Origin of the sequence: Streptomyces sp. NPDC093071, assembly GCF_044754545.1 — a bacterium.
Taxonomy (GTDB): domain Bacteria; phylum Actinomycetota; class Actinomycetes; order Streptomycetales; family Streptomycetaceae; genus Streptomyces.
This window is the reverse complement of sequence record NZ_JBIVPH010000003.1, coordinates 227,416-247,081: the sequence shown is the minus strand read 5'-3', so window position 1 is coordinate 247,081 and position 19,666 is coordinate 227,416. Positions and strand designations below refer to the sequence as shown.

Annotated in this window: 15 protein-coding genes; 8 read left to right on the top strand and 7 right to left on the bottom strand. The window is 73.9% G+C overall.

All coding sequences use genetic code 11. From position 1 onward, the window contains the following. The first annotated feature begins 32 nt into the window (after positions 1 to 32). Together ACIQD7_RS12405 and lgt are read left to right on the top strand one after the other, a co-directional pair. Entirely contained in the window at positions 33 to 854 is an 822-nt protein-coding gene (locus ACIQD7_RS12405; protein WP_402441525.1) for a DsbA family protein, read from the top strand. A 97-nt stretch (positions 855 to 951) separates the two neighbouring features. Further along, positions 952 to 1,944, top strand: coding sequence for a prolipoprotein diacylglyceryl transferase (gene lgt, locus ACIQD7_RS12400; protein ID WP_402441524.1), 993 nt, complete (start codon positions 952 to 954; stop codon positions 1,942 to 1,944). Positions 1,945 to 2,020: 76 nt separating this feature from the next. On the opposite strand, the gene ACIQD7_RS12395 is transcribed toward lgt, so the two are convergent. From ACIQD7_RS12395 to ACIQD7_RS12365, 7 genes are all read right to left on the bottom strand, one after another. Next, entirely contained in the window at positions 2,021 to 2,902 is an 882-nt protein-coding gene (locus tag ACIQD7_RS12395; protein ID WP_121831830.1) for a CoA ester lyase, read from the bottom strand. Next, the gene (locus ACIQD7_RS12390) at positions 2,899 to 4,188 is read right to left on the bottom strand and encodes a CaiB/BaiF CoA transferase family protein (RefSeq protein ID WP_402441523.1); all 1,290 of its coding nucleotides are present in this window, start codon (positions 4,186 to 4,188) and stop codon (positions 2,899 to 2,901) included. Before ACIQD7_RS12390 ends, ACIQD7_RS12395 begins: the two co-directional genes overlap by 4 nt. Then, positions 4,185 to 5,105: a ribokinase gene (gene rbsK / locus ACIQD7_RS12385; protein ID WP_121831832.1), complete on the bottom strand. Its 921-nt coding sequence runs from the start codon at positions 5,103 to 5,105 to the stop codon at positions 4,185 to 4,187. The genes ACIQD7_RS12390 and rbsK overlap by 4 nt, the downstream gene beginning before the upstream one ends. Further along, the gene (locus tag ACIQD7_RS12380; RefSeq protein WP_402441522.1) at positions 5,102 to 6,580 is read right to left on the bottom strand and encodes an ADP-ribosylglycohydrolase family protein; all 1,479 of its coding nucleotides are present in this window, start codon (positions 6,578 to 6,580) and stop codon (positions 5,102 to 5,104) included. The genes rbsK and ACIQD7_RS12380 overlap by 4 nt, the downstream gene beginning before the upstream one ends. Continuing rightward, positions 6,577 to 7,818, bottom strand: a complete 1,242-nt coding sequence (locus ACIQD7_RS12375; protein ID WP_402441521.1) for an ADP-ribosylglycohydrolase family protein — start codon at positions 7,816 to 7,818, stop codon at positions 6,577 to 6,579. Before ACIQD7_RS12375 ends, ACIQD7_RS12380 begins: the two co-directional genes overlap by 4 nt. Beyond that, positions 7,709 to 9,169 carry an ADP-ribosylglycohydrolase family protein gene (locus ACIQD7_RS12370; protein WP_402442332.1) on the bottom strand — a complete coding sequence of 487 codons (1,461 nt, stop codon included), beginning with the start codon at positions 9,167 to 9,169 and terminating at the stop codon, positions 7,709 to 7,711. Before ACIQD7_RS12370 ends, ACIQD7_RS12375 begins: the two co-directional genes overlap by 110 nt. A 359-nt stretch (positions 9,170 to 9,528) precedes the next feature. Beyond that, positions 9,529 to 10,524 (bottom strand): ADP-ribosylglycohydrolase family protein, encoded by a 996-nt coding sequence (locus ACIQD7_RS12365; protein WP_402441520.1) that lies wholly within the window; start codon positions 10,522 to 10,524, stop codon positions 9,529 to 9,531. A gap of 255 nt (positions 10,525 to 10,779) precedes the next feature. Between ACIQD7_RS12365 and ACIQD7_RS12360 the strand changes: the two genes are divergently transcribed. From ACIQD7_RS12360 to ACIQD7_RS12335, 6 genes are all read left to right on the top strand, one after another. Then, complete coding sequence (locus ACIQD7_RS12360; protein ID WP_402441519.1) at positions 10,780 to 11,508, top strand: VIT1/CCC1 transporter family protein; 729 nt, start codon at positions 10,780 to 10,782, stop codon at positions 11,506 to 11,508. 439 nt (positions 11,509 to 11,947) lie between these two features. Beyond that, positions 11,948 to 16,510, top strand: coding sequence for a glutamate synthase large subunit (gene gltB, locus ACIQD7_RS12355; protein ID WP_402441518.1), 4,563 nt, complete (start codon positions 11,948 to 11,950; stop codon positions 16,508 to 16,510). After that, positions 16,503 to 17,963: a glutamate synthase subunit beta gene (locus ACIQD7_RS12350; RefSeq protein ID WP_121831843.1), complete on the top strand. Its 1,461-nt coding sequence runs from the start codon at positions 16,503 to 16,505 to the stop codon at positions 17,961 to 17,963. The genes gltB and ACIQD7_RS12350 overlap by 8 nt, the downstream gene beginning before the upstream one ends. Positions 17,964 to 18,133: 170 nt before the next feature. Next, positions 18,134 to 18,853, top strand: coding sequence for a vWA domain-containing protein (locus ACIQD7_RS12345; protein ID WP_402441517.1), 720 nt, complete (start codon positions 18,134 to 18,136; stop codon positions 18,851 to 18,853). A gap of 88 nt (positions 18,854 to 18,941) precedes the next feature. Continuing rightward, on the top strand, positions 18,942 to 19,325 hold the full coding sequence (locus ACIQD7_RS12340) for a VOC family protein (protein WP_161373711.1): 384 nt from the start codon (positions 18,942 to 18,944) through the stop codon (positions 19,323 to 19,325). 19 nt (positions 19,326 to 19,344) lie between these two features. Then, positions 19,345 to 19,596, top strand: coding sequence for a hypothetical protein (locus tag ACIQD7_RS12335; RefSeq protein WP_402441516.1), 252 nt, complete (start codon positions 19,345 to 19,347; stop codon positions 19,594 to 19,596). Positions 19,597 to 19,666 lie beyond the last annotated feature (70 nt).

Sequence of the window (19,666 nt, the reverse complement as noted above, 5' to 3'; positions counted from 1 at the left end):
CGTACGTGCCTCCCCGGTTCGTTGACCGGGGCGTGAGCCAGAACAGCCGTGGTGACGGCAACCGGAACGCGCGGGAGCGCCTTCAGCAGCAGCGCGAGCGCGACAAGGCCCGCGACAGGCAGCGACGCGTCCTGATCGTGTCGTCGGCGGTGGTCGGCGTCCTCGCCCTGGCCGCGGTCGTCGGCGTGATCGCCGCGAACGCCGACAAGGGCGGCGGATCCGACAAGGCCGGCCCCGTGGTCGCGCCGACGGGGTCCGTCGAGGGCGACAAGCCCGCCATCCCCACGGGCCGGCCGGACGCCCCCGCCACCCTCCAGATCTGGGAGGACTTCCGCTGCCCGGCGTGCGCCCAGTTCGAGAACGTCATGCGGGACTCCATCCACGAGCTGGAGGCCTCCGGCCAGCTCAGGACCGAGTACCACCTCGCCACCCTCATCGACGGGAACATGGGCGGCAGCGGCTCGCTGCGCGCGGCGAACGCCGCCGCGTGCGCCCAGGACGCGGGCAAGTTCACCCCGTACCACGACACGCTCTACATCAACCAGCCGCAGGAGACGGACGACGCCTTCGGCAAGAACGAGAAGCTGATCGAGCTGGCGGCGAAGGTCCCCGGCCTCGACACGCCCGCGTTCCGCGGCTGTGTGGAGGACGGCACGCACGACAGCTGGGTCGTGAAGTCCAACGAGGCCTTCCAGAAGGGCGGCTTCCGCGGCACCCCGACCGTCCTGCTCAACGGAGAATCGATCTTTCCGACCAAGGGGAACGAGCAGCTCTCCCCGGAGAACCTGAAGAAGTGGGTCGCCGAGGCCAACAAGGGCAAGAAGCCCGGCACGGCCTCCCCGTCGGCCGGCTGAACCGCCCCCGGCGGGTCCGCCCGCCGGGGTTAGTTACCCAGACGTTGCCGGGCGGGCTGCCGTCGCGCCCGCCCGGCAGGGTAGCGTCGGACCTGCCATGGACCTTGCCTACATTCCCAGCCCGTCGACCGGCGTGATCCACCTCGGACCGATCCCGCTGCGCGGCTATGCCTTCTGCATCATCATCGGTGTCTTCGTCGCTGTCTGGTACGGCAACAAGCGCTGGATCGCCCGGGGCGGCACCGCCGGCACCGTGGCCGACATCGCCGTCTGGGCGGTGCCCTTCGGCCTCGTCGGCGGACGCCTGTACCACGTGATCACCGACTATCAGCTGTACTTCAGCGAGGGTGAGAACTGGGTCGACGCCTTCAAGATCTGGGAGGGCGGCCTCGGCATCTGGGGCGCCATCGCGCTCGGCGCGGTGGGCGCCTGGATCGGCTGCCGCCGCCGGGGCATCCCGCTCCCCGCGTACGCCGACGCCATCGCGCCCGGCATCGCCCTCGCCCAGGCCATCGGCCGCTGGGGCAACTGGTTCAACCAGGAGCTGTACGGCCGGCCGACCGACCTGCCCTGGGCCCTGAAGATCACCGAGAGCGCGAACCGCGAGGCCGGGACCTACCACCCGACCTTCCTGTACGAGTCGCTCTGGTGCGTCGGCGTCGCCCTCCTCGTCGTCTGGGCCGACCGCCGCTTCAAGCTCGGCCACGGGCGTGCCTTCGCGCTCTACGTCGCCGCGTACTGCGCGGGCCGGGGCTGGATCGAGTACATGCGCGTCGACGAGGCGCACCACGTGCTCGGCCTGCGCCTGAACGTGTGGACGGCGATCGTCGTCTTCGTGCTCGCGGTGGTCTACATCGTCGTCTCGTCCCGGCTCCGCCCGGGCCGCGAGGAGATCGTGGAGCCGAAGGCGGAGAAGAAGGCCGGGGAGAAGGACGGGGAGAAGGCGGAGGAGAAGGCGGAGGGCTCGGAGAAGGCCGGGGACCCGGACGCCTCCGCCGACACCGGATCCGGCGCCGACCCGGACGCCGTCGACCTCGGCAAGGACGGCACGAACGGCAAGGAGGCGGGGCACGGCGCCGGCAAGAGCTGACCGCCCGCCCACACCGGCCGGAAGGGCCGCCGGAGCCGAAAGGTTCCGGCGGCCCTTCCCCGTGCGGGGGCACGGGTCACCCGGCGCGCGCGGCGAGGGCGAGGACCCGGTGGGCGCCCTCCACCACCGCCGCGTCCACGAACCGGCCGTCCGGGAGGGCCAGCGCGCCCTGCCCGGTCGCGGCGACGATCTCCCGGGCCGCGTCGACCTCCTCCGGGGTGGGGAGGTAGGCGCGCTCGATGACCGGGAGCTGGCGGGGGTGGATGGCCGCCCGGCCGAGGAAGCCCATCGCCCGGCCCCGGGCGCAGTCGGCGGCCAGTCCCTCCAGGTCGCGGACGTGCGGGTGGACCGACTGCGCCGGGGGCGGCAGGGCGGCCGCGCGGGCCGCGACCACCAGCCGGCCGCGCGACCAGTCGAGCCCGGCGTCCTCCCGTACCCCCAGGTCGGAGCGGAGGTCGGCCTCGCCGAGCGCGATGCCGCGCACGGCGGGGTGGGCGGAGGCGACGGCGTACGCGTTCTCCACGGCGAGGGCGCTCTCCAGGAGCGGATAGAGGGGCAGGCCCGGGGCGAGGCCGGCGATCCGGTGGATGTCAGTGGCGTGTGTCACCTTGGGGACACGGAGACCGCAGAGGCCGGGGAGGGGGGTCAGGACGGGGATGTCGAGCGGGGTGTGGACGCGGACGTGGACCGGGACGGGGTGGACGTCCGCGAGGAGATCGGCGGTGGCGTCCAGGGCGTACGCCTTGCGGTGCGGGGCGACCGCGTCCTCCAGATCGACGATCACGACGTCGGCGCCGGACGCCAGCGCCTTGCGGACCACCTCGGGCCGGTCTCCGGGCGCGTACAGCCAGGTGAGGGGGGTGTGCGGCCCGGCGGTGCCGCTCGCGACGGGCGCGCCGGTCCGCTCGCGGGGACCGCTGACCCGGCCGAGGTTCTGGACGCCGTGGGGGCCGCTCATACCGCCCCCTGCTCGCGGAGGGCGCCGATCTCGGCGGGGGTGAGGCCGAGCTCGGCGAGGACGGCGGCGGTGTCGGCGCCGTGCGGGCGGCCGGACCAGCGGATGCCGCCGGGGGTCTCGGAGAGCCGGAAGAGGACGTTCTGCATCCTGATCGGCCCCAGCTCGGGGTCCTCCACCTCGGTGACGGTGCCGAGCGCCTGGTACTGCGGGTCGTCGAGGACGTCCCGGACGTCGTAGACGGGGGCGATGGCCGCCTCCGCCTTCTCGAAGGCCGCCACGGCCTCGTCGCGGGTGTGCCGGGCGATCCAGGAGCCGACCGCCTCGTCCAGGACGTCCGCGTGCGCGGCCCGGCCCGCGCCGTCGGCGAACCAGGGCTCGTCGATCAGCTCCGGGCGGCCGACCAGGCCCAGCACCCGTTCCGCGATCGACTGCGCGGAGGTGGAGACGGCGACCCAGGAGCCGTCGGCGGTCCGGTAGGTGTTGCGCGGGGCGTTGTTGCGGGAGCGGTTGCCGGTGCGGGGCTGGACGTATCCGAGCTGGTCGTACCAGAGGGGGTGGGGTCCGATGACGGAGAGCATCGGTTCGATGATGGCCATGTCGACGACCTGGCCGCGGCCGGTCGTCGTCCTGGCGGTGAGCGCGGTCATCACGGCGTACGCGGTGGCCAGGGCGGCGATCGAGTCGGCCAGGCCGAAGGGGGGCAGGGTCGGCGGGCCGCCGGGCTCGCCGGTGATGGCGGCGAAGCCGCTCATCGCCTCGGCGAGGGTCCCGAAGCCGGGACGGTGGGAGTACGGGCCGAACTGGCCGAAGCCGGTGACGCGGGCGAGGACCAGACGCGGGTTGGCGGCGGAGAGCTCCTCCCAGCCGAGGCCCCAGCGCTCCAGGGTGCCGGGGCGGAAGTTCTCCACGATCACGTCGGCGTCGGCGGCGAGCGCGAGGAGGGTGTCGCGGCCGCCCGGCGTGGACAGGTCGAGGGTGATCGTCCGCTTGTTGCGGCCGAGGACCTTCCACCACAGGCCGACGCCGTCCTTGGCGGGGCCGTGGCCCCGGGACGGATCGGGCTTGCGGGGGTGCTCGACCTTGACGACGTCGGCGCCGAAGTCGCCCAGCATCATGGCGGCGAGCGGCCCGGCGAAGAGGGTCGCGAGGTCCAGGACGCGCAGCCCGTGGAGGGGCGGGACGGGCGCGGCTTCCGGCGCGGTGTCCTGGGGGACGCCCTGTGGGATGCCCTGCGCGGTGTCCTGCTCGGTGCTCTGTGCGGTGTCCTGTGCGGGGAGAGTCGTCATACGGGATCGGCCTCCAGGGTGTCGGGGGAGCGGAAGGCCCCTTCGATGTCGACGCGGTACGGCATCGAGGTCGACGCGCCCTCCCGCAGGACGGAGAGCGCGGCGGCGGTCTGCGCCCAGGCGAGCGCCTCCGGGGCGGGGCGGCCCTCGCCGAGGGCGACCGCGAGGGCGCCGACGAAGGTGTCGCCGGCGCCGGTGGTGTCCACGGCCCGGACCCGGCGGGCGGGCACGGCGACCGGTTCGGCGCCGCGCGCCGCGTGGAGGCTGCCGGCCGCGCCCAGGGTGATCACCACCTCGGGGACGTCCCGCAGCAGGGCCTCGGCGGCGGCGCGCGGGTCGGCGAGGCCGGTGAGTGCGGCGGCCTCGTGCTCGTTCGGCACCAGCAGGTCGGTGACGGCGAGGAGTTCGGGCGGGAGCGGCCGCGCGGGGGAGGGGGTGAGGACGGTGCGGACACCGAGCCGGCGGGCGGTCGTGGCGCCCTCGACGACGACGGAGAGGGGCAGTTCGAGCTGGAGGAGCAGGGAGTCGGCGGTGCCGATGAGGGCCTCGTCGCCGTGGGTGAGGGAGGTGACGGTGCCGTTGGCGCCGGGGACGACGACGATCGCGTTGCCCCCCTCGTCGTCCACGACGATGTGGGCGGTGCCCGAGGGGCCCTCGACGGTGCGCAGCAGGTCGGTGTCCACCGCGCAGTGCTCCAGGGTGGCCCGGAGCTGCGCCCCGAAGCCGTCCGTGCCGATCGCGCCGATCATCGCCACCTCGGCGCCGGCCCGGGCGGCGGCGACGGCCTGGTTGGCGCCCTTGCCGCCGGGGATCGTACGGAAGGAGCGGCCGGTGACGGTCTCGCCGAGGGCCGGGGCCCTGGGCACGTAGGCGACGAGGTCCATGTTCGTGCTGCCGAGCACGACGATGCTGGTCATGGGCGTACTGCCTCCAGGTGTGTCAGTTCGGCCAGGGCGTCGAAGCCGATGCCGTCGAAGGACGGGACCGAGGTCGACAGGCGGTTCTTGAGAGGGGAGGTCCAGCGCTCGGGCAGCCGGTCGGGGTGGCCGGCGAGCAGCCCGGCGACCGAGCCGGCGGTGGCGCCGTTGGAGTCGGTGTCCCAGCCGCCCGAGACCGCCGCGCAGACGGAGCGGGAGAAGTCGCCGTCGGCGTGGGTGAGGGCGGCGGCGAGCAGGGCGGCGTTGGGGACGGCATGGACCCAGTGGTACCCGCCGAGTTCGGCGTGCAGCAGGTCCACGACGGTGTCGAAGTCGGAGTGGGCGCGGGCGTGCGCGATGCCCCGGCGGACGGCTCGCGCCAGGCGGGAGTGCGGCGGGACCACGGAGAGCCCGGCGGCGAGCGCCCGGTGGACGTCGGCGGTGCCGGACGCGGCGGCGGCGACGGTGGCGGCGACGAACATGGCGCCGTACACGCCGTTGCCGGTGTGGGTGAGCACCGCGTCCCGGTACGCCTGCGCGGCGGCGGCGACCGGGTCGCCCGGACGGGTCCAGCCGTGCACGTCGGCGCGGATCTGGGCGCCGATCCACTCGCGGAAGGGGTTGCGGCGGACGGCGGTCAGCGGGGGTTCGACGCCGTCGAGGAGGTTGCGGTAGGCGACGCGCTCGGCCGTGAAGGTGCGGCCGGCGGGGAGTTCGTCGAGCCAGAGGCGGGCGACGTCGGCGGTGGTGAAGTCGCGGCCGTACCGCTGGAGCAGGAGGAGGCCCAGGAGGGGGTAGTTGAGGTCGTCGTCCTCGGGCATCCCGTCGATGTTCTCGGCGAGGGAGGTGGCGGCGGAGCGCCGGTTCCAGGGGTGGGCGGCGAGCAGTTCGGGGGGCACGCCCCGGGCGGTGAACCAGGTGGCGAGCGGCCAGTTGCCCGTGGCGCGGGCGAGCGCCCTGATCGCGGGCAGGGGCAGCTTCTCGACGGGTTTGCCGAGCAGGCACCCGGCGGCCCGGCCGAGCCAGGCGGCGTGCAGACGGGGGAGGAGGGCGGGGTCGTGCGCGGGCCGGTTCCTCGGGTTCGGGGCTTCGGGTGGGGAGGTGTTCGGGGTCGGGGCCGTATGGCCCCCGTACAGGGAGTCCGGTGTCGAGGGCCGTCCGGCTCCGGTTTCCGGTTCGGCGGGGGGAGTTCCGGTGGGGGTGGTGGTCAGGGCGCGGATGTCCGGGAGGGCGGTCGGTTCGTGTTCCGTGAGGGGGGAGGGCAGTGCGGCCAGGGCGTCCAGGAGTTCTTCCGCCAGGGGGCGGAGGTCCGGGCGGGGGGTGGTGGAGGCGCCGGCGGTCTCCGGGGCGGGCGGGCCGCCCGCCGCCGCCCAGCGGGCCGCCGGGGCGCGGGCGTCGCGGCCGTCCTCCGCCGCCTGCCGGAGCTCGTGGCCCACCAGGTCCTCCGGCTGGACCCAGGTCACCCGGAGGTTCACCGGTCCGTGCCCGTCAGCGCCGCGAACGCCGACTCGTGCGCCCGGCGCGCCTCCGCGTCCCGCGCGAAGACCTCGCGGGCGACCCCGGCCAGGGCCCGCGCCGGGGCGTGCAGGTCGAGGCGGCTGGCCTCCGCGACCCGCTTCGCCCAGTCGGCGGGGACGGCCGCCTCGCCGTGCAGCGCGCCCACGATCGCGCCCGCCATCGTGGCGATCGAGTCGCAGTCCCGGCCGTAGTTGACCGCGCCCAGGACCGTGCGCCGGAAGTCGCCCGCGCCGACGAGCAGCATCCCCAGGGCGATCGGCAGCTCCTCGATCGCGTGGAGCCGGGAGGGGCGCCGGGCGCCGAGGGACGGCGCGCGGTAGTCGGGGCCGACTGTGTCGAAGGGGGCGACGGCCCTGCGCAGCGGGGTGAGGGCGGTCTCGAAGTCCGTGTGGCCGGAGGCCGCTTCGGCCACCGCCTCGATCGCCGCCTCCGTGCCGTCCTTCGCCAGCGACAGGGCCGCGTCCACGACCGAGGCCGGGGTCGCGCCCGGCACGCAGGCCGCCGCCACCGCCGCCGCGAACACGCCCGCCGCCTCCCGGCCGTACGAGGACTGGTGCGCGCCCGCCAGGTCGAGGGCCTCGGCGTAGGCGGCCTGCGGGTTGGCGGCGTTGACGAGCCCGACCGGCGCCATGTACATCGCGGCGCCGCAGTTGACGATGTTGCCGCTGCCGGCCTCGCGAGGGTCCACGTGGCCGTAGTGGAGCCGGGTCACGATCCACTTCTCGGCGAGGAAGATCCGCTGGAGCGGCAGCGCCTCGGCCTCCAGCTCCGGGATCCAGACGGGGGAGTTCATGAGCTCGGGGACGAGGTGGTCCGCGACCGCGTACGCGTCGAGGTGGCCGCGGACCTTCTCGTACACCCGGATCAGGGTGTGGGTCATCAGGGTGTCGTCGGTGACGTGCCCGTCGCCCTTGTGGTACGGGGCGATGGGGCGGGCGGTGCGCCAGGCGTCGCCGTTCCAGGGGCCGACGATCCCGGTGACGCGGCCGCCGTGGCGCTCCAGGATCTGTTCGGGGGTGTAGCCCTCGACGGGGCCGCCGAGCGCGTCGCCGACGGCGGCCCCGAGGAGGCTGCCGGTGATCCGGTCATCCAGGGTGGGAAGGCCCGGTGCGGTCGGCGCGGTCGATGCGGTCGGCGTGCTGGGCGCGTTCGGTGTGCGTACAGCCGGGGTGGGCACGTCCAGTGTGGGTTCCATGTCGGAATTGTCCACCTGGGGCGGCCGGTTCCGTGGCTCCGAGCAGCCCGGCGAGTTCCACCAAGTCCGTCCCCGCGAGCCGGGGCAGCGCGCAGCCCGCGAGGGTCCGGCAGGCCGCGCGCCAGCTCGCCGGCACCGAACGGCCGCCGCCGAGCGCCCCGGTGAGCGCGCCCGCGAGCGCCGGTGCCGAGTCCGCGACCCGGGAGAGGCAGGCGGCGGCCGGTACCGCGGCCGTCATCTCGCCCCGCGCGGCGAGGGCGAGGGCCAGGGCGACCGGGACGGTCTCGGCGGCGGCGACGCCGTAGCTGTAGACGTGGTCCACGATCTGGTGCTCCAGGAGCGGGACCAGCGCGAAGGCGGAGCCGGCGGACCGGGCGAGCTCCACGGCGTGCCGGGCGTTGCGCCCGATCTCGGTGGCGGGCGGGAGTTCGGCGAGCGCCGCCCCGACGGACGCGTCGACCGTCGCCCCGCCGAGGGCCGCGGCGACCGCCGCCGCCGTCGCGCGGGCGCCGTGGACGCCGTCGCCGTCCTGGGTGTACCGGGCGTCGAACTCGGCGAGTTCGGCGGCGGCGCGGGGGTCGCCCGGGTGGACGAGGGCCAGGACGGCGGCCCGTACGCAGGCGGCGTCGTCGAAGTAGTGCGGGTTGTCGTGCCCGGTCGCGGGCGGGCGCAGACCGGTGGCGAGGTTGCCGAGACCGGCGCGGACGGAGATCCGGGCGCGGAGGGGGAGGACGGCGGACTCGACCTCGGGGGCGCGGTCGGCGGCGGCCGCGACCTGGCCGGCGAGGGCGTTCCAGGCGAGGTCGACGGAGGCGCGGAGGCGGCGCTCCGGGGGGAGTCCCGCGAGAGCGGGAGCGGTGGAGGCGAGGATCGCCTCGGCGGTGAAGACCGCCCACTCGGCGTCGTCGGAGGGGCCGAGCCGGAGGGGCTCGGGGGGCTGGTTGAGGGCGATGGGGACGGGGAGGGTGGTCGTCGCGTTCTGCTCCGCGAAGGTGTCGAGCTCCCGGGTGAGGCGGCGGGTCCACTCGGGCATCCGGGCGGCCCGGTGCCGGGCGGCGGGCCACCCGGCGGCGTCGCCCGCGGCGAGCCCGAGGAGCAGCCCTTCGATGGCGTCCCGCCTCGGGGAGACCTGGGCGGTCGGCTCCGTGACCTGGGCGGTCGGCGCCGGGGTCCGGCCGTGCGGGTCCCGTACCGGGGGTGCCGCCGGGTCCTCGTGGGCCGCGTCAAGGAGGTCGGTGCCCGGCACCGGGGCCTGTGCCCACCCTCCCCCGGAGGGGGCACCCCCACGCCCGGCGGGACGACTGCCCACAGGGGTGGTGGCGATGCCCGCCCCCAGTACGGTGCCGCCCATAGGGGCGGTGGCGATGTCGGCACCCGGCGCGGTGCTGCCCGCAGGGGCGGTAACGGTGCCCGCATCCGGCGTCGTGCTTCCCATGGAGGTGGTCGCGATGCCCACCCCCAGTACGGTCCCGTCCGCAGAGGTCGCGGCGATGCCCACGCCCAGCGCGGTGCTGCCCGCAGGGGCGGTGGCGGCGCCCGCCCCCAGTACGGTGCCGCCCATGGGCGCAGCGGCAATGCCCGCGGCGAGTGCCGGTGTGAACGGGCCCGCCCCCGTGGCCGTACCGGTGTCCGAAAGCACCCCCGCACCCGTGACCGCAGTCGTAGGCGTACCCGTTCCCGGCTGGGGCGGTCGGTTCGGTGGGTTCGTGGTCATGCCGCCTCCTCCGGGGTCAGGAGGTCCGCGATGTCCAGGACGTGGTAGCCGCGCATGGAGGGGAGGCAGCTGCCGGTGACCGGGGCGATGGCCGTGGCCCACTCCGCCGGGATCGCCCGGGCGCCCGACACCGCGCCGGCCAGGGCGCCCGCGACCGCCGCCGTGGTGTCGGCGTCGCGGCCCATGTTGACCGCGGTCAGGACGGCCGTACGGAAGTCCCCGCGGGCCGCCACGAACGCGCCGAACGCCAGGCCCACCGCCTCCGGGGCCAGGTCCGTCCACGGGTAGCCGCCGATGACGACCGCCGAGCGGACCTGGCGTTCGCGGACGAGCGGGTCCGGCTGGACCCGTCGGGCCGCCACGACCGCGCGGCGCAGCGAGCGGGCCGTCCACGAGTCCATCGGGACGACGGAGAGGGCCGCCGCGACCACCGAGGTCACGCTCGCCCCCGCCATCGCCGCCGCGACCCCCGCCGCGACCGCCTGGCCCCCGTAGATGCCCTCGCCCTCGTGGCTGACGCTGCCGTCGATCGCGACGAGCCGCGCCGCCTCCGCCGGGCGCCCGGCGGCGAACACCCCGAACGGCGCCGCGCGCATCGCGAGGCCGTCGCTCCAGGCGTGCCGGTGCTGCGCGGAGATCGGCGCCGCGAGCCCCCGCCGGAGGTTCTCCAGGGTGCCCCGCTCCGAGAAGCCCGCGCCCCGGAAGGGCCCTTCGTCGAGGTCGGCGATCCAGCGGTGCCAGGCCCGTTCGACGTGGCGGACGGTGAGGGCCGAGCCGTGCCGGGCGAGCAGCAGCCCCGAGAAGACGGCGTACTCGGTGTCGTCCGTGCCCGCAGGGTTCTCGGTCACGAAGCCCTCGATCCGGCCCCAGCGGCGGCGGATCTCGGAGGGCCGCATGTTCTCGGCGGGCGCGCCGAGCGCGTCGCCGACGGCGAGACCGAGGAGCGCCCCCCTCGCCCGTTCCCGCGTATCGCGTGTGGTGGTGGTGACCATGTGCGGCGGCTCCTTCCCCGGGGAGGCGCACCGGCGGCGCCCCGTTGCCTGGATCTGTGCCACCACCGCCCGCGAACTCGCCGGAGAAACGTCTCTGTCACCCGCCTGACACCCCGCCGGCATCCGGACCGCCACTGAGGCGAGCCTCAGTAAGTACGGTCTGCCTTGCTGGCGCGACCCTTACATCGAGCGTATTTTCGAGGGGAGTTGAAGGGGAGGCGGGTCGTTCCGGTCCGCCCCGGAGAGGGGAGTACCATGTCCGTCATCGAGGCCCGGGCGCCACTGCACGAGGCCCACCGCGACAACCACACGCACCGCGACGTGAACGGCGGCTGGCTGCGTCCGGCGGTCTTCGGCGCGATGGACGGGCTCGTGTCCAACCTCGCCCTGATGACCGGCGTCGCGGGCGGCGCCGTCTCCTCCGGCACCGTCGCCGTCACCGGCCTCGCGGGCCTCGCCGCCGGCGCCTTCTCCATGGCCGCCGGCGAGTACACCTCCGTCGCCTCGCAGCGCGAACTCGTCCAGGCCGAACTGGACGTCGAACGCCGCCAGTTGCGCAAGCACCCGGTCGACGAGATGGAGGAGCTCGCCGCGCTCTACGTCTCCCGGGGCGTCGAGCCCGCCCTCGCCCGCGAGGTCGCGATGCAGCTGTCGAAGGACCCCGACCGGGCCCTGGAGATCCACGCCCGCGAGGAGCTGGGCATCGACCCCGACGACCTGCCGTCGCCCGCGGTCGCCGCCGTCTCGTCGTTCGGCTCGTTCGCGCTCGGCGCGCTGCTTCCGGTCCTGCCGTACCTGCTCGGGGCGACCGCCCTCTGGCCGGCCGTGCTGCTCGCCCTGCTCGGGCTCTTCGCCTGCGGCGCCCTGGTGGCCCGGGTGACCGCGCGCGGCTGGCTCTTCAGCGGGATGCGCCAGCTCGCCCTGGGAGGCGCCGCCGCAGCCGTCACGTACGGGCTCGGCATGGTCTTCGGCGCCGCCCTGTAGCCCCCGGGTGCCCGGAGCGCCCCTCTTTTGCGGACGTACACCGCATATCGCCTGTGACGTATCTCCCTGGCCCGATCCGCCGTGGCGATGAGACACTATGCGGAGCGCCACATACATAGCCGGTTATCCGGCGGTTTCGGACCCGTGACCAACGGGAAAGAGGCATGAGCGCCCGTGGGCAACGAAGCCCACCCAGCGACGGCTCGCCGGAGATCCGGAGATCGTGCGGACCCCCTCGATCCGTCCCCGCGGGACAGTGCCTGTCGCCGCACCCCACAGGTGAACCAGTACCAGCGCTGCGTGTCTGCGGCGTCCGCATGTTGGAACGCGCTATCCGCTTCGCGAGAAGCCAGCCATCATGTAACCTGCACGAAATTTCGCGGAGGGCCAACGTCGTCCCTCGGCAGCTGTATATGCCACGACGACGACGGGAGAGCCGATGCGTTCCGACGCCTGGTCGCCCATGGACGGTCGCCCTGCTCCGCAGGGAATGTACGACCCCCGTAACGAACACGACGCCTGCGGTGTCGGGTTCGTGGCCACCCTCACCGGTGTAGCCAGCCACGCGCTGGTGGAGCAGGCGCTGACCGTACTGCGCAACCTCGAGCACCGCGGCGCCACCGGCGCCGAGGCCGACTCCGGTGACGGCGCGGGCATCCTGCTCCAGGTCCCGGACGCCTTCCTCCGCGAGGTCGCCGGATTCGAGCTCCCCGATGCCGGCGCCTACGCCGTCGGCATCGCCTTCCTCCCCGAGGACGGCATCGACGCCGCCGTCGCGAAGATCGAGGGCATCGCCGCCGAAGAGGGCCTGAACGTCCTCGGCTGGCGCGAGGTCCCCGTCGCCCCCGAGCTGCTCGGCGCCTCCGCCCGCTCCACCATGCCGGTCTTCCGCCAGCTCTTCGTCGCCGACGGACAGCACACCGGCATCGCGCTCGACCGCAAGGCCTTCGTCCTGCGCAAGCGCGCCGAGCGCGAGGCCGCGACCTACTTCCCGTCGCTCTCCGCCCGCACCCTCGTCTACAAGGGAATGCTGACCACCGGCCAGCTGGAGCCCTTCTTCCCGGACCTGTCGGACCGCCGCTGCGCCACCGCCGTGGCCCTGGTCCACTCCCGGTTCTCCACCAACACCTTCCCGAGCTGGCCGCTGGCCCACCCGTACCGCTTCGTCGCCCACAACGGTGAGATCAACACCGTCAAGGGCAACCGGAACTGGATGACCGCCCGCGAGGCCCAGCTCGACTCCGACGTCTTCGGCGACGGCTCCCTGGACCGGATCTTCCCGATCTGCACCCCGGACGCCTCCGACTCGGCCTCCTTCGACGAGGTCCTGGAGCTGCTCCACCTCGGCGGCCGCTCCCTGCCCCACGCGGTCCTCATGATGGTCCCGGAGGCGTGGGAGAACCACGAGACCATGGACCCGGCCCGCCGCGCCTTCTACCAGTACCACTCCACGATGATGGAGCCCTGGGACGGCCCGGCCTGCGTCACCTTCACCGACGGCGTCCAGGTCGGCGCGGTCCTCGACCGCAACGGTCTGCGCCCCGGCCGCTACTGGGTCACCGACGAGGGCCTCGTCGTCCTCTCCTCCGAGGTCGGCGTCCTCGACATCGACCCCGCCAAGGTCGTCCGCAAGGGCCGCCTCCAGCCCGGCAAGATGTTCCTCGTCGACACCGCCGAGCACCGCATCGTCGAGGACGACGAGATCAAGGCCGCCCTCGCCGCCGAGAAGCCCTACGCGGAGTGGCTGGAGACCGGCGAGATCGAGCTCTCCGACCTCCCCGAGCGCGAGCACGTCGTCCACACCCACGCCTCGGTCACCCGCCGCCAGCAGACCTTCGGCTACACCGAGGAAGAGCTCCGCGTCATCCTCGCCCCGATGGCCCGCACCGCCGGCGAGCCCCTCGGCTCCATGGGCACGGACTCCCCGATCGCGGCCCTGTCCGCCCGCCCGCGGTTGCTCTTCGACTACTTCACCCAGCTCTTCGCGCAGGTCACCAACCCGCCGCTGGACGCCATCCGCGAGGAGCTCGTCACCTCGCTGCGCTCCTCCCTCGGCCCCCAGGGCAACCTGCTCGACCCGACCTCCGTGTCGTGTCGCAGCGTCACCCTGCCCTTCCCGGTGATCGACAACGACGAGCTGGCCAAGCTCGTCCACATCAACGCCGACGGCGACATGCCCGGCATGAAGGCCGCGACCCTCTCCGGCCTCTACCGGGTCTCCGGCGGCGGCGACGCCCTCGCCGCCCGCATCGAGGAGATCTGCGCCGAGGCCGACACCGCCATCGAGGGCGGCGCCCGCCTCATCGTGCTCTCCGACCGGCACTCCGACGCCGAGCACGCCCCGATCCCCTCGCTGCTGCTCACCGCCGCCGTCCACCACCACCTCATCCGCACCAAGCAGCGCACCAAGGTGGGCCTGCTCATCGAGGCCGGCGACGTCCGCGAGGTCCACCACGTCGCCCTGCTCATCGGCTACGGCGCCGCCGCCGTCAACCCGTACCTCGCCATGGAGTCCGTCGAGGACCTGGTCCGCGCCGGCACCTTCATCGAGGGCCTGGAGCCCGAGCAGGCCATCCGGAACCTGATCTACGCCCTCGGCAAGGGCGTCCTCAAGGTCATGTCCAAGATGGGCATCTCCACCGTCGCCTCCTACCGCGGCGCCCAGGTCTTCGAGGCCGTCGGCCTCGACGAGACCTTCGTCGCCACGTACTTCAACGGCACCGCCACCAAGATCGGCGGCGCCGGCCTCGACGTCGTCGCCAAGGAGGTCGCCGCCCGCCACGCCAAGGCGTACCCCGCCTCCGGCGTCCCCTCGGCGCACCGCGCCCTGGAGATCGGCGGCGAGTACCAGTGGCGCCGCGAGGGCGAGCCGCACCTGTTCGACCCGGAGACCGTCTTCCGCCTCCAGCACGCCACGCGCACCAAGCGGTACGACATCTTCAAGAAGTACACCGACCGGGTGAACGAGCAGTCCGAGCGGCTGATGACCCTCCGCGGCCTCTTCGGCTTCGCCGCCGAGGGCCGCACCCCGATCCCCCTCGACGAGGTCGAGCCCGCCTCCGAGATCGTCAAGCGCTTCTCCACCGGCGCCATGTCGTACGGCTCCATCTCCCAGGAGGCGCACGAGACCCTCGCCATCGCCATGAACCAGCTGGGCGGCAAGTCCAACACCGGCGAGGGCGGCGAGGACCCGGACCGCCTGTACGACCCGGCGCGCCGCTCCTCCATCAAGCAGGTCGCCTCCGGCCGCTTCGGCGTCACCAGCGAGTACCTGGTCAACGCCGACGACATCCAGATCAAGATGGCCCAGGGCGCCAAGCCCGGCGAGGGCGGCCAGCTGCCCGGCCACAAGGTCTACCCGTGGGTCGCCAAGACGCGTCACTCGACGCCCGGCGTCGGCCTGATCTCCCCGCCGCCGCACCACGACATCTACTCCATCGAGGACCTGGCGCAGCTGATCCACGACCTCAAGAACGCCAACCCGGTCGCCCGCATCCACGTGAAGCTGGTCTCCGAGGTCGGCGTCGGCACGGTCGCCGCCGGCGTCTCCAAGGCCCACGCGGACGTCGTCCTCATCTCCGGCCACGACGGCGGCACGGGCGCGTCTCCCCTGACAAGCCTCAAGCACGCGGGCGGCCCCTGGGAGCTCGGCCTCGCCGAGACCCAGCAGACCCTGCTGCTCAACGGCCTGCGCGACCGGATCGTCGTCCAGACCGACGGCCAGCTCAAGACCGGCCGCGACGTCGTCATCGCCGCGCTGCTCGGCGCCGAGGAGTTCGGCTTCGCCACCGCGCCGCTCGTCGTCTCCGGCTGCGTCATGATGCGCGTCTGCCACCTCGACACCTGCCCGGTCGGCATCGCCACCCAGAACCCGGTCCTGCGCGACCGCTTCTCCGGCAAGGCCGAGTACGTCGTCAACTTCTTCGAGTTCATCGCCGAGGAGGTCCGCGAGCTCCTCGCCGAGCTGGGCTTCCGCACCCTCGAAGAGGCCGTCGGCCACGCCGAGCTGCTCGACACCAGCCGCGCCGTCACCCACTGGAAGGCCCAGGGCCTCGACCTGGAGCCCCTCTTCCACGTGCCGGACCTCCCGGAGGGCGCGGTCCGCCACGCCCTGGTCGAGCAGGACCACGGCCTGGAGAAGGCCCTCGACAACCAGCTGATCCAGCTCGCCGCCGAGGCCCTGAACGCCCCCTCCGCCGAGGAGGCCCAGCCGGTCCGCGCCCAGGTCGCCATCCGCAACATCAACCGCACGGTCGGCACCATGCTCGGCCACCAGGTCACCAAGAAGTTCGGCGGCGCCGGCCTCCCGGCCGACACCATCGACATCACCTTCACCGGCTCCGCCGGCCAGTCCTTCGGCGCCTTCCTGCCGAGCGGCGTGACCCTCCGCCTGGAGGGCGACGCCAACGACTACGTCGGCAAGGGCCTCTCCGGCGGCCGCGTGATCGTCCGCCCCGACCGGGGCGCCGACCACCTGGCCGAGTACTCCACCATCGCGGGCAACACCATCGCGTACGGCGCGACCGGCGGCGAGCTGTTCCTCCGCGGCCGCACCGGCGAGCGCTTCTGCGTCCGCAACTCCGGCGCCCTCGTCGTCTCCGAGGGCGTGGGCGACCACGGCTGCGAGTACATGACCGGCGGCACGGCCGTCGTCCTCGGCGAGACCGGACGCAACTTCGCGGCCGGCATGTCGGGCGGCGTCGCCTACGTGATCGACCTCGACCGGGACAACGTCAACTCCGGGAACCTGGGAGCGGTCGAGACCCCGTCGGCCACCGACGCGGCCTGGCTGCACGATGTCGTGCGCCGCCACCACGAGGAGACCGGCTCCACGGTCGCCGAGAAGCTCCTCGCCGACTGGGACGCCGCCGCGGCCCGGTTCAGCAAGATCATCCCCACCACGTACAAGGCAGTGCTCGCCGCCAAGGACGCCGCTGAGCTCGCCGGTCTCTCCGAGGCCGAGACCACCGAGAAGATGATGGAGGCGGCGACCCATGGCTGATCCGAAGGGCTTTCTCACCACCGGCCGCGAGGTCGCCCGGACCCGTCCCGCGGCCGAGCGCGTCCGCGACTGGAACGAGGTCTACGTCCCCGGCTCCCTGCTGCCGATCATCAGCAAGCAGGCCGGCCGCTGCATGGACTGCGGCATCCCGTTCTGTCACAACGGCTGCCCCCTCGGGAACCTGATCCCCGAGTGGAACGACTACGCCTACCGCGAGGACTGGTCGGCGGCGCAGGAGCGCCTGCACGCCACCAACAACTTCCCGGAGTTCACCGGCCGCCTCTGCCCCGCCCCGTGCGAGTCGGCCTGCGTGCTCGGCATCAACCAGCCGGCCGTCACCATCAAGAACGTCGAAGTCTCCATCATCGACAAGGCCTGGGACGGGGGCGACGTCAAGCCGCAGGTGCCCGAGCGCCTCTCCGGCAAGACCGCCGCCGTCATCGGCTCGGGCCCGGCGGGCCTCGCCGCGGCCCAGCAGCTGACCCGGGCCGGCCACACCGTGGTCGTGTACGAGCGCGCCGACCGCATCGGCGGCCTGCTGCGCTACGGCATCCCCGAGTTCAAGATGGAGAAGCGGCACATCAACCGCCGCATCGAGCAGATGCGCGCGGAGGGCACCAAGTTCCGCACCGGCGTCGAGGTCGGCCGCGACATCACCGCCACCGACCTGCGCAAGCGGTTCGACGCGGTCGTCATCGCCGCCGGCGCCACCACCGCCCGCGACCTGCCCGTCCCCGGCCGCGAGCTGAACGGCATCCACCAGGCGATGGAGTACCTGCCGCTCGCCAACAAGGTCGTCGAGGGCGACTTCGTGGCCCCGCCGATCACCGCCGAGGGCAAGCACGTCGTCGTCATCGGCGGCGGCGACACCGGCGCCGACTGCGTCGGCACCGCCCACCGCCAGGGCGCGGCCTCGGTCACGCAGCTGGAGATCATGCCCCGCCCGGGCGAGGAGCGGAACCCGGGCCAGCCCTGGCCGACCTTCCCCATGCTGTACAAGGTCACCTCCGCGCACGAGGAGGGCGGCGAGCGGGTCTACTCCGTCTCCACCACCCACTTCGAGGGCGACGAGGACGGCAACGTCCAGTTCCTCCACCTCGTCGAGGTCGAGTTCGTCGAGGGCAAGCTGACCCAGAAGCCGGGCACGGAGCGCAGGATCCCCGCCCAGCTCGTCACCCTCGCCATGGGCTTCACCGGCACGGACGTCCAGAACGGCCTGGTCGCCCAGTTCGGCCTGGAGCTCGACGAGCGGGGCAACATCGCCCGTGACGCGGACTTCGCCACCAACGTCGACGGCGTCTTCGTCGCCGGCGACGCCGGCCGCGGCCAGTCGCTCATCGTCTGGGCCATCGCCGAGGGCCGCTCCGCCGCCCGCGGCGTCGACCGCCACCTGACCGGCGCCAGCTCCCTGCCGGCCCCGATCCGCCCGACGGACCGGGCCCTGACGGTCTGATCCCACCGCACCACCCCCTGAACGTCCCGTACAACGACGTACGGAACTGAGCGCGGCGCCCCCCGACCTGTCCCCGACCGGACGACTGGGTGGGCGCCGCGGCGCGTCCGGACGCTGCCGTACGCTCGACCGCACGCCGGGGACACGGCGACGTACGAGGGGGAACGCCCATGGCACTGAGCCTGCGGAAGGTCGAGGAGGCCGCGCCCGCGCTCGTGAGTCTCTACAAGTCGGCGGGGGAGTCGCTGCGGCGGCACGGGATCGACGGGCAGCGGGTCGCCGTCTACCTGGTCGTCGACCATTCCGGGTCGATGAAGCCGTATTACCGGAGCGGTGCCGTGCAGGCGCTCGCCGACCGGGTGCTCGGGCTCTCCGCGCACCTCGACGACGACGGGCGGGTGCCGGTGGTGTTCTTCTCCACCGACATCGACGCGGAGACCGAGATCCGGCTCGACGACCACGAGGGGCGGATCGACCGGATCGTCGCCGGGCTCGGGCACATGGGGAAGACGAGCTACCACCTGGCCATGGACGCGGTCATCGACCACTACGTGGACAGCGGCTCCACCGCGCCCGCGCTCGTGGTCTTCCAGACCGACGGCGGGCCGATCAACAAGCTCGCCGCCGAGCGGTACGTGTGCAAGGCGGCCCGGCTGCCGCTCTTCTGGCAGTTCATCGGATTCGGCGACCCCGACAGCCGGCAGTTCGACTTCCTGCGGAGGCTGGACGAGCTGGACGTCCCGGCGAAACGGCCCGTCGACAACGCCGGGTTCTTCCACGCCGGGAAGGACCCGGACCGGGTCCCGGACGGCGAGCTGTACGACCGGCTCGTCTCCGAGTTCCCGGCGTGGCTCGCCGCCGCCCGGGCCCAGGGGATCGTCCGGGGGTGAGCCGCCGCCCGGGCCCGGGGGATCGTCCGGGGGTGAGGGGGCCGGAAAGCAGTGGCCGTCCTCCCGGACCGGCGGGGATCATGGCGCCATGAGCTCTCTCGTACGCCACGTGACCATCGACTGCGCCGACGCCTACTCCCTCGCCTCCTTCTGGGCCCGGGTCCTCGACTCCAAGCTCTCCGACGACGACGCGCCGGGGGACCCGGAGGCGCTCGTCGAGTCGTCCGGGGCCTCCCTCCTCTTCATCCAGGTGCCCGAGCCGAAGGCCGTGAAGAACCGGGTCCACCTCGACCTCCAGCCGCAGGACCGCACCCGCGACGAGGAGGTCGAGCGGCTGATCGGCCTCGGCGCGACCCTGCTCGACGACCGCCGGAACCCGGACGGCACCGGCTGGGCGACCCTGGGGGACCCCGAGGGGAACGAATTCTGCGTCGAGCGCAGTCGGGCGGAGCGCGAGGCGACCACCGCCTGACCCCGGCCCCGGTACCGGCATGGGCGGCGGGGACGTCCGGATCTCCGGGAGGGCGGTCGAGGTCACCGACCCCGGAGCCCTGGAGCGGTACGCCGCCGGGGCCGGGGCGCTCCTGCCCTTCCACCTCTTCCGGGCCGCCCCGACCGAGGCCGTGCGGACCCGGGTGGACGGCGAGGAGATCGCCCTCCGCAGCCGGGTGCCGGGCCGGCCCGCCCGGACCACCCGGCGCGGCGACGACGCCCCGCCCCGCCGGGACGCCCCCGGCCTGTGAGGTGGGCCACGTCGCGGGCGGCTGGGCTGGGGCGATCCGTCCGGGCATCGGGCGGGCGGGGCGGGAAGGT

Bases quoted from the DNA above. Each gene is read 5' to 3' on its own strand.
- ACIQD7_RS12370 (WP_402442332.1), bottom strand. From the start codon at position 9,169: ATGGGCGGCACCGTACTGGGGGCGGGCATCGCCACCACCCCTGTGGGC.
- ACIQD7_RS12350 (WP_121831843.1), top strand. From the start codon at position 16,503: ATGGCTGATCCGAAGGGCTTTCTCACCACCGGCCGCGAGGTCGCCCGG.
- ACIQD7_RS12345 (WP_402441517.1), top strand. From the start codon at position 18,134: ATGGCACTGAGCCTGCGGAAGGTCGAGGAGGCCGCGCCCGCGCTCGTG.
- ACIQD7_RS12365 (WP_402441520.1), bottom strand. From the start codon at position 10,524: ATGGTCACCACCACCACACGCGATACGCGGGAACGGGCGAGGGGGGCG.
- lgt (WP_402441524.1), top strand. From the start codon at position 952: ATGGACCTTGCCTACATTCCCAGCCCGTCGACCGGCGTGATCCACCTC.
- rbsK (WP_121831832.1), bottom strand. From the start codon at position 5,105: ATGACCAGCATCGTCGTGCTCGGCAGCACGAACATGGACCTCGTCGCC.
- ACIQD7_RS12340 (WP_161373711.1), top strand. From the start codon at position 18,942: ATGAGCTCTCTCGTACGCCACGTGACCATCGACTGCGCCGACGCCTAC.
- gltB (WP_402441518.1), top strand. From the start codon at position 11,948: ATGCGTTCCGACGCCTGGTCGCCCATGGACGGTCGCCCTGCTCCGCAG.
- ACIQD7_RS12335 (WP_402441516.1), top strand. From the start codon at position 19,345: ATGGGCGGCGGGGACGTCCGGATCTCCGGGAGGGCGGTCGAGGTCACC.
- ACIQD7_RS12360 (WP_402441519.1), top strand. From the start codon at position 10,780: ATGTCCGTCATCGAGGCCCGGGCGCCACTGCACGAGGCCCACCGCGAC.
- ACIQD7_RS12395 (WP_121831830.1), bottom strand. From the start codon at position 2,902: ATGAGCGGCCCCCACGGCGTCCAGAACCTCGGCCGGGTCAGCGGTCCC.
- ACIQD7_RS12390 (WP_402441523.1), bottom strand. From the start codon at position 4,188: ATGACGACTCTCCCCGCACAGGACACCGCACAGAGCACCGAGCAGGAC.
- ACIQD7_RS12375 (WP_402441521.1), bottom strand. From the start codon at position 7,818: ATGGAACCCACACTGGACGTGCCCACCCCGGCTGTACGCACACCGAAC.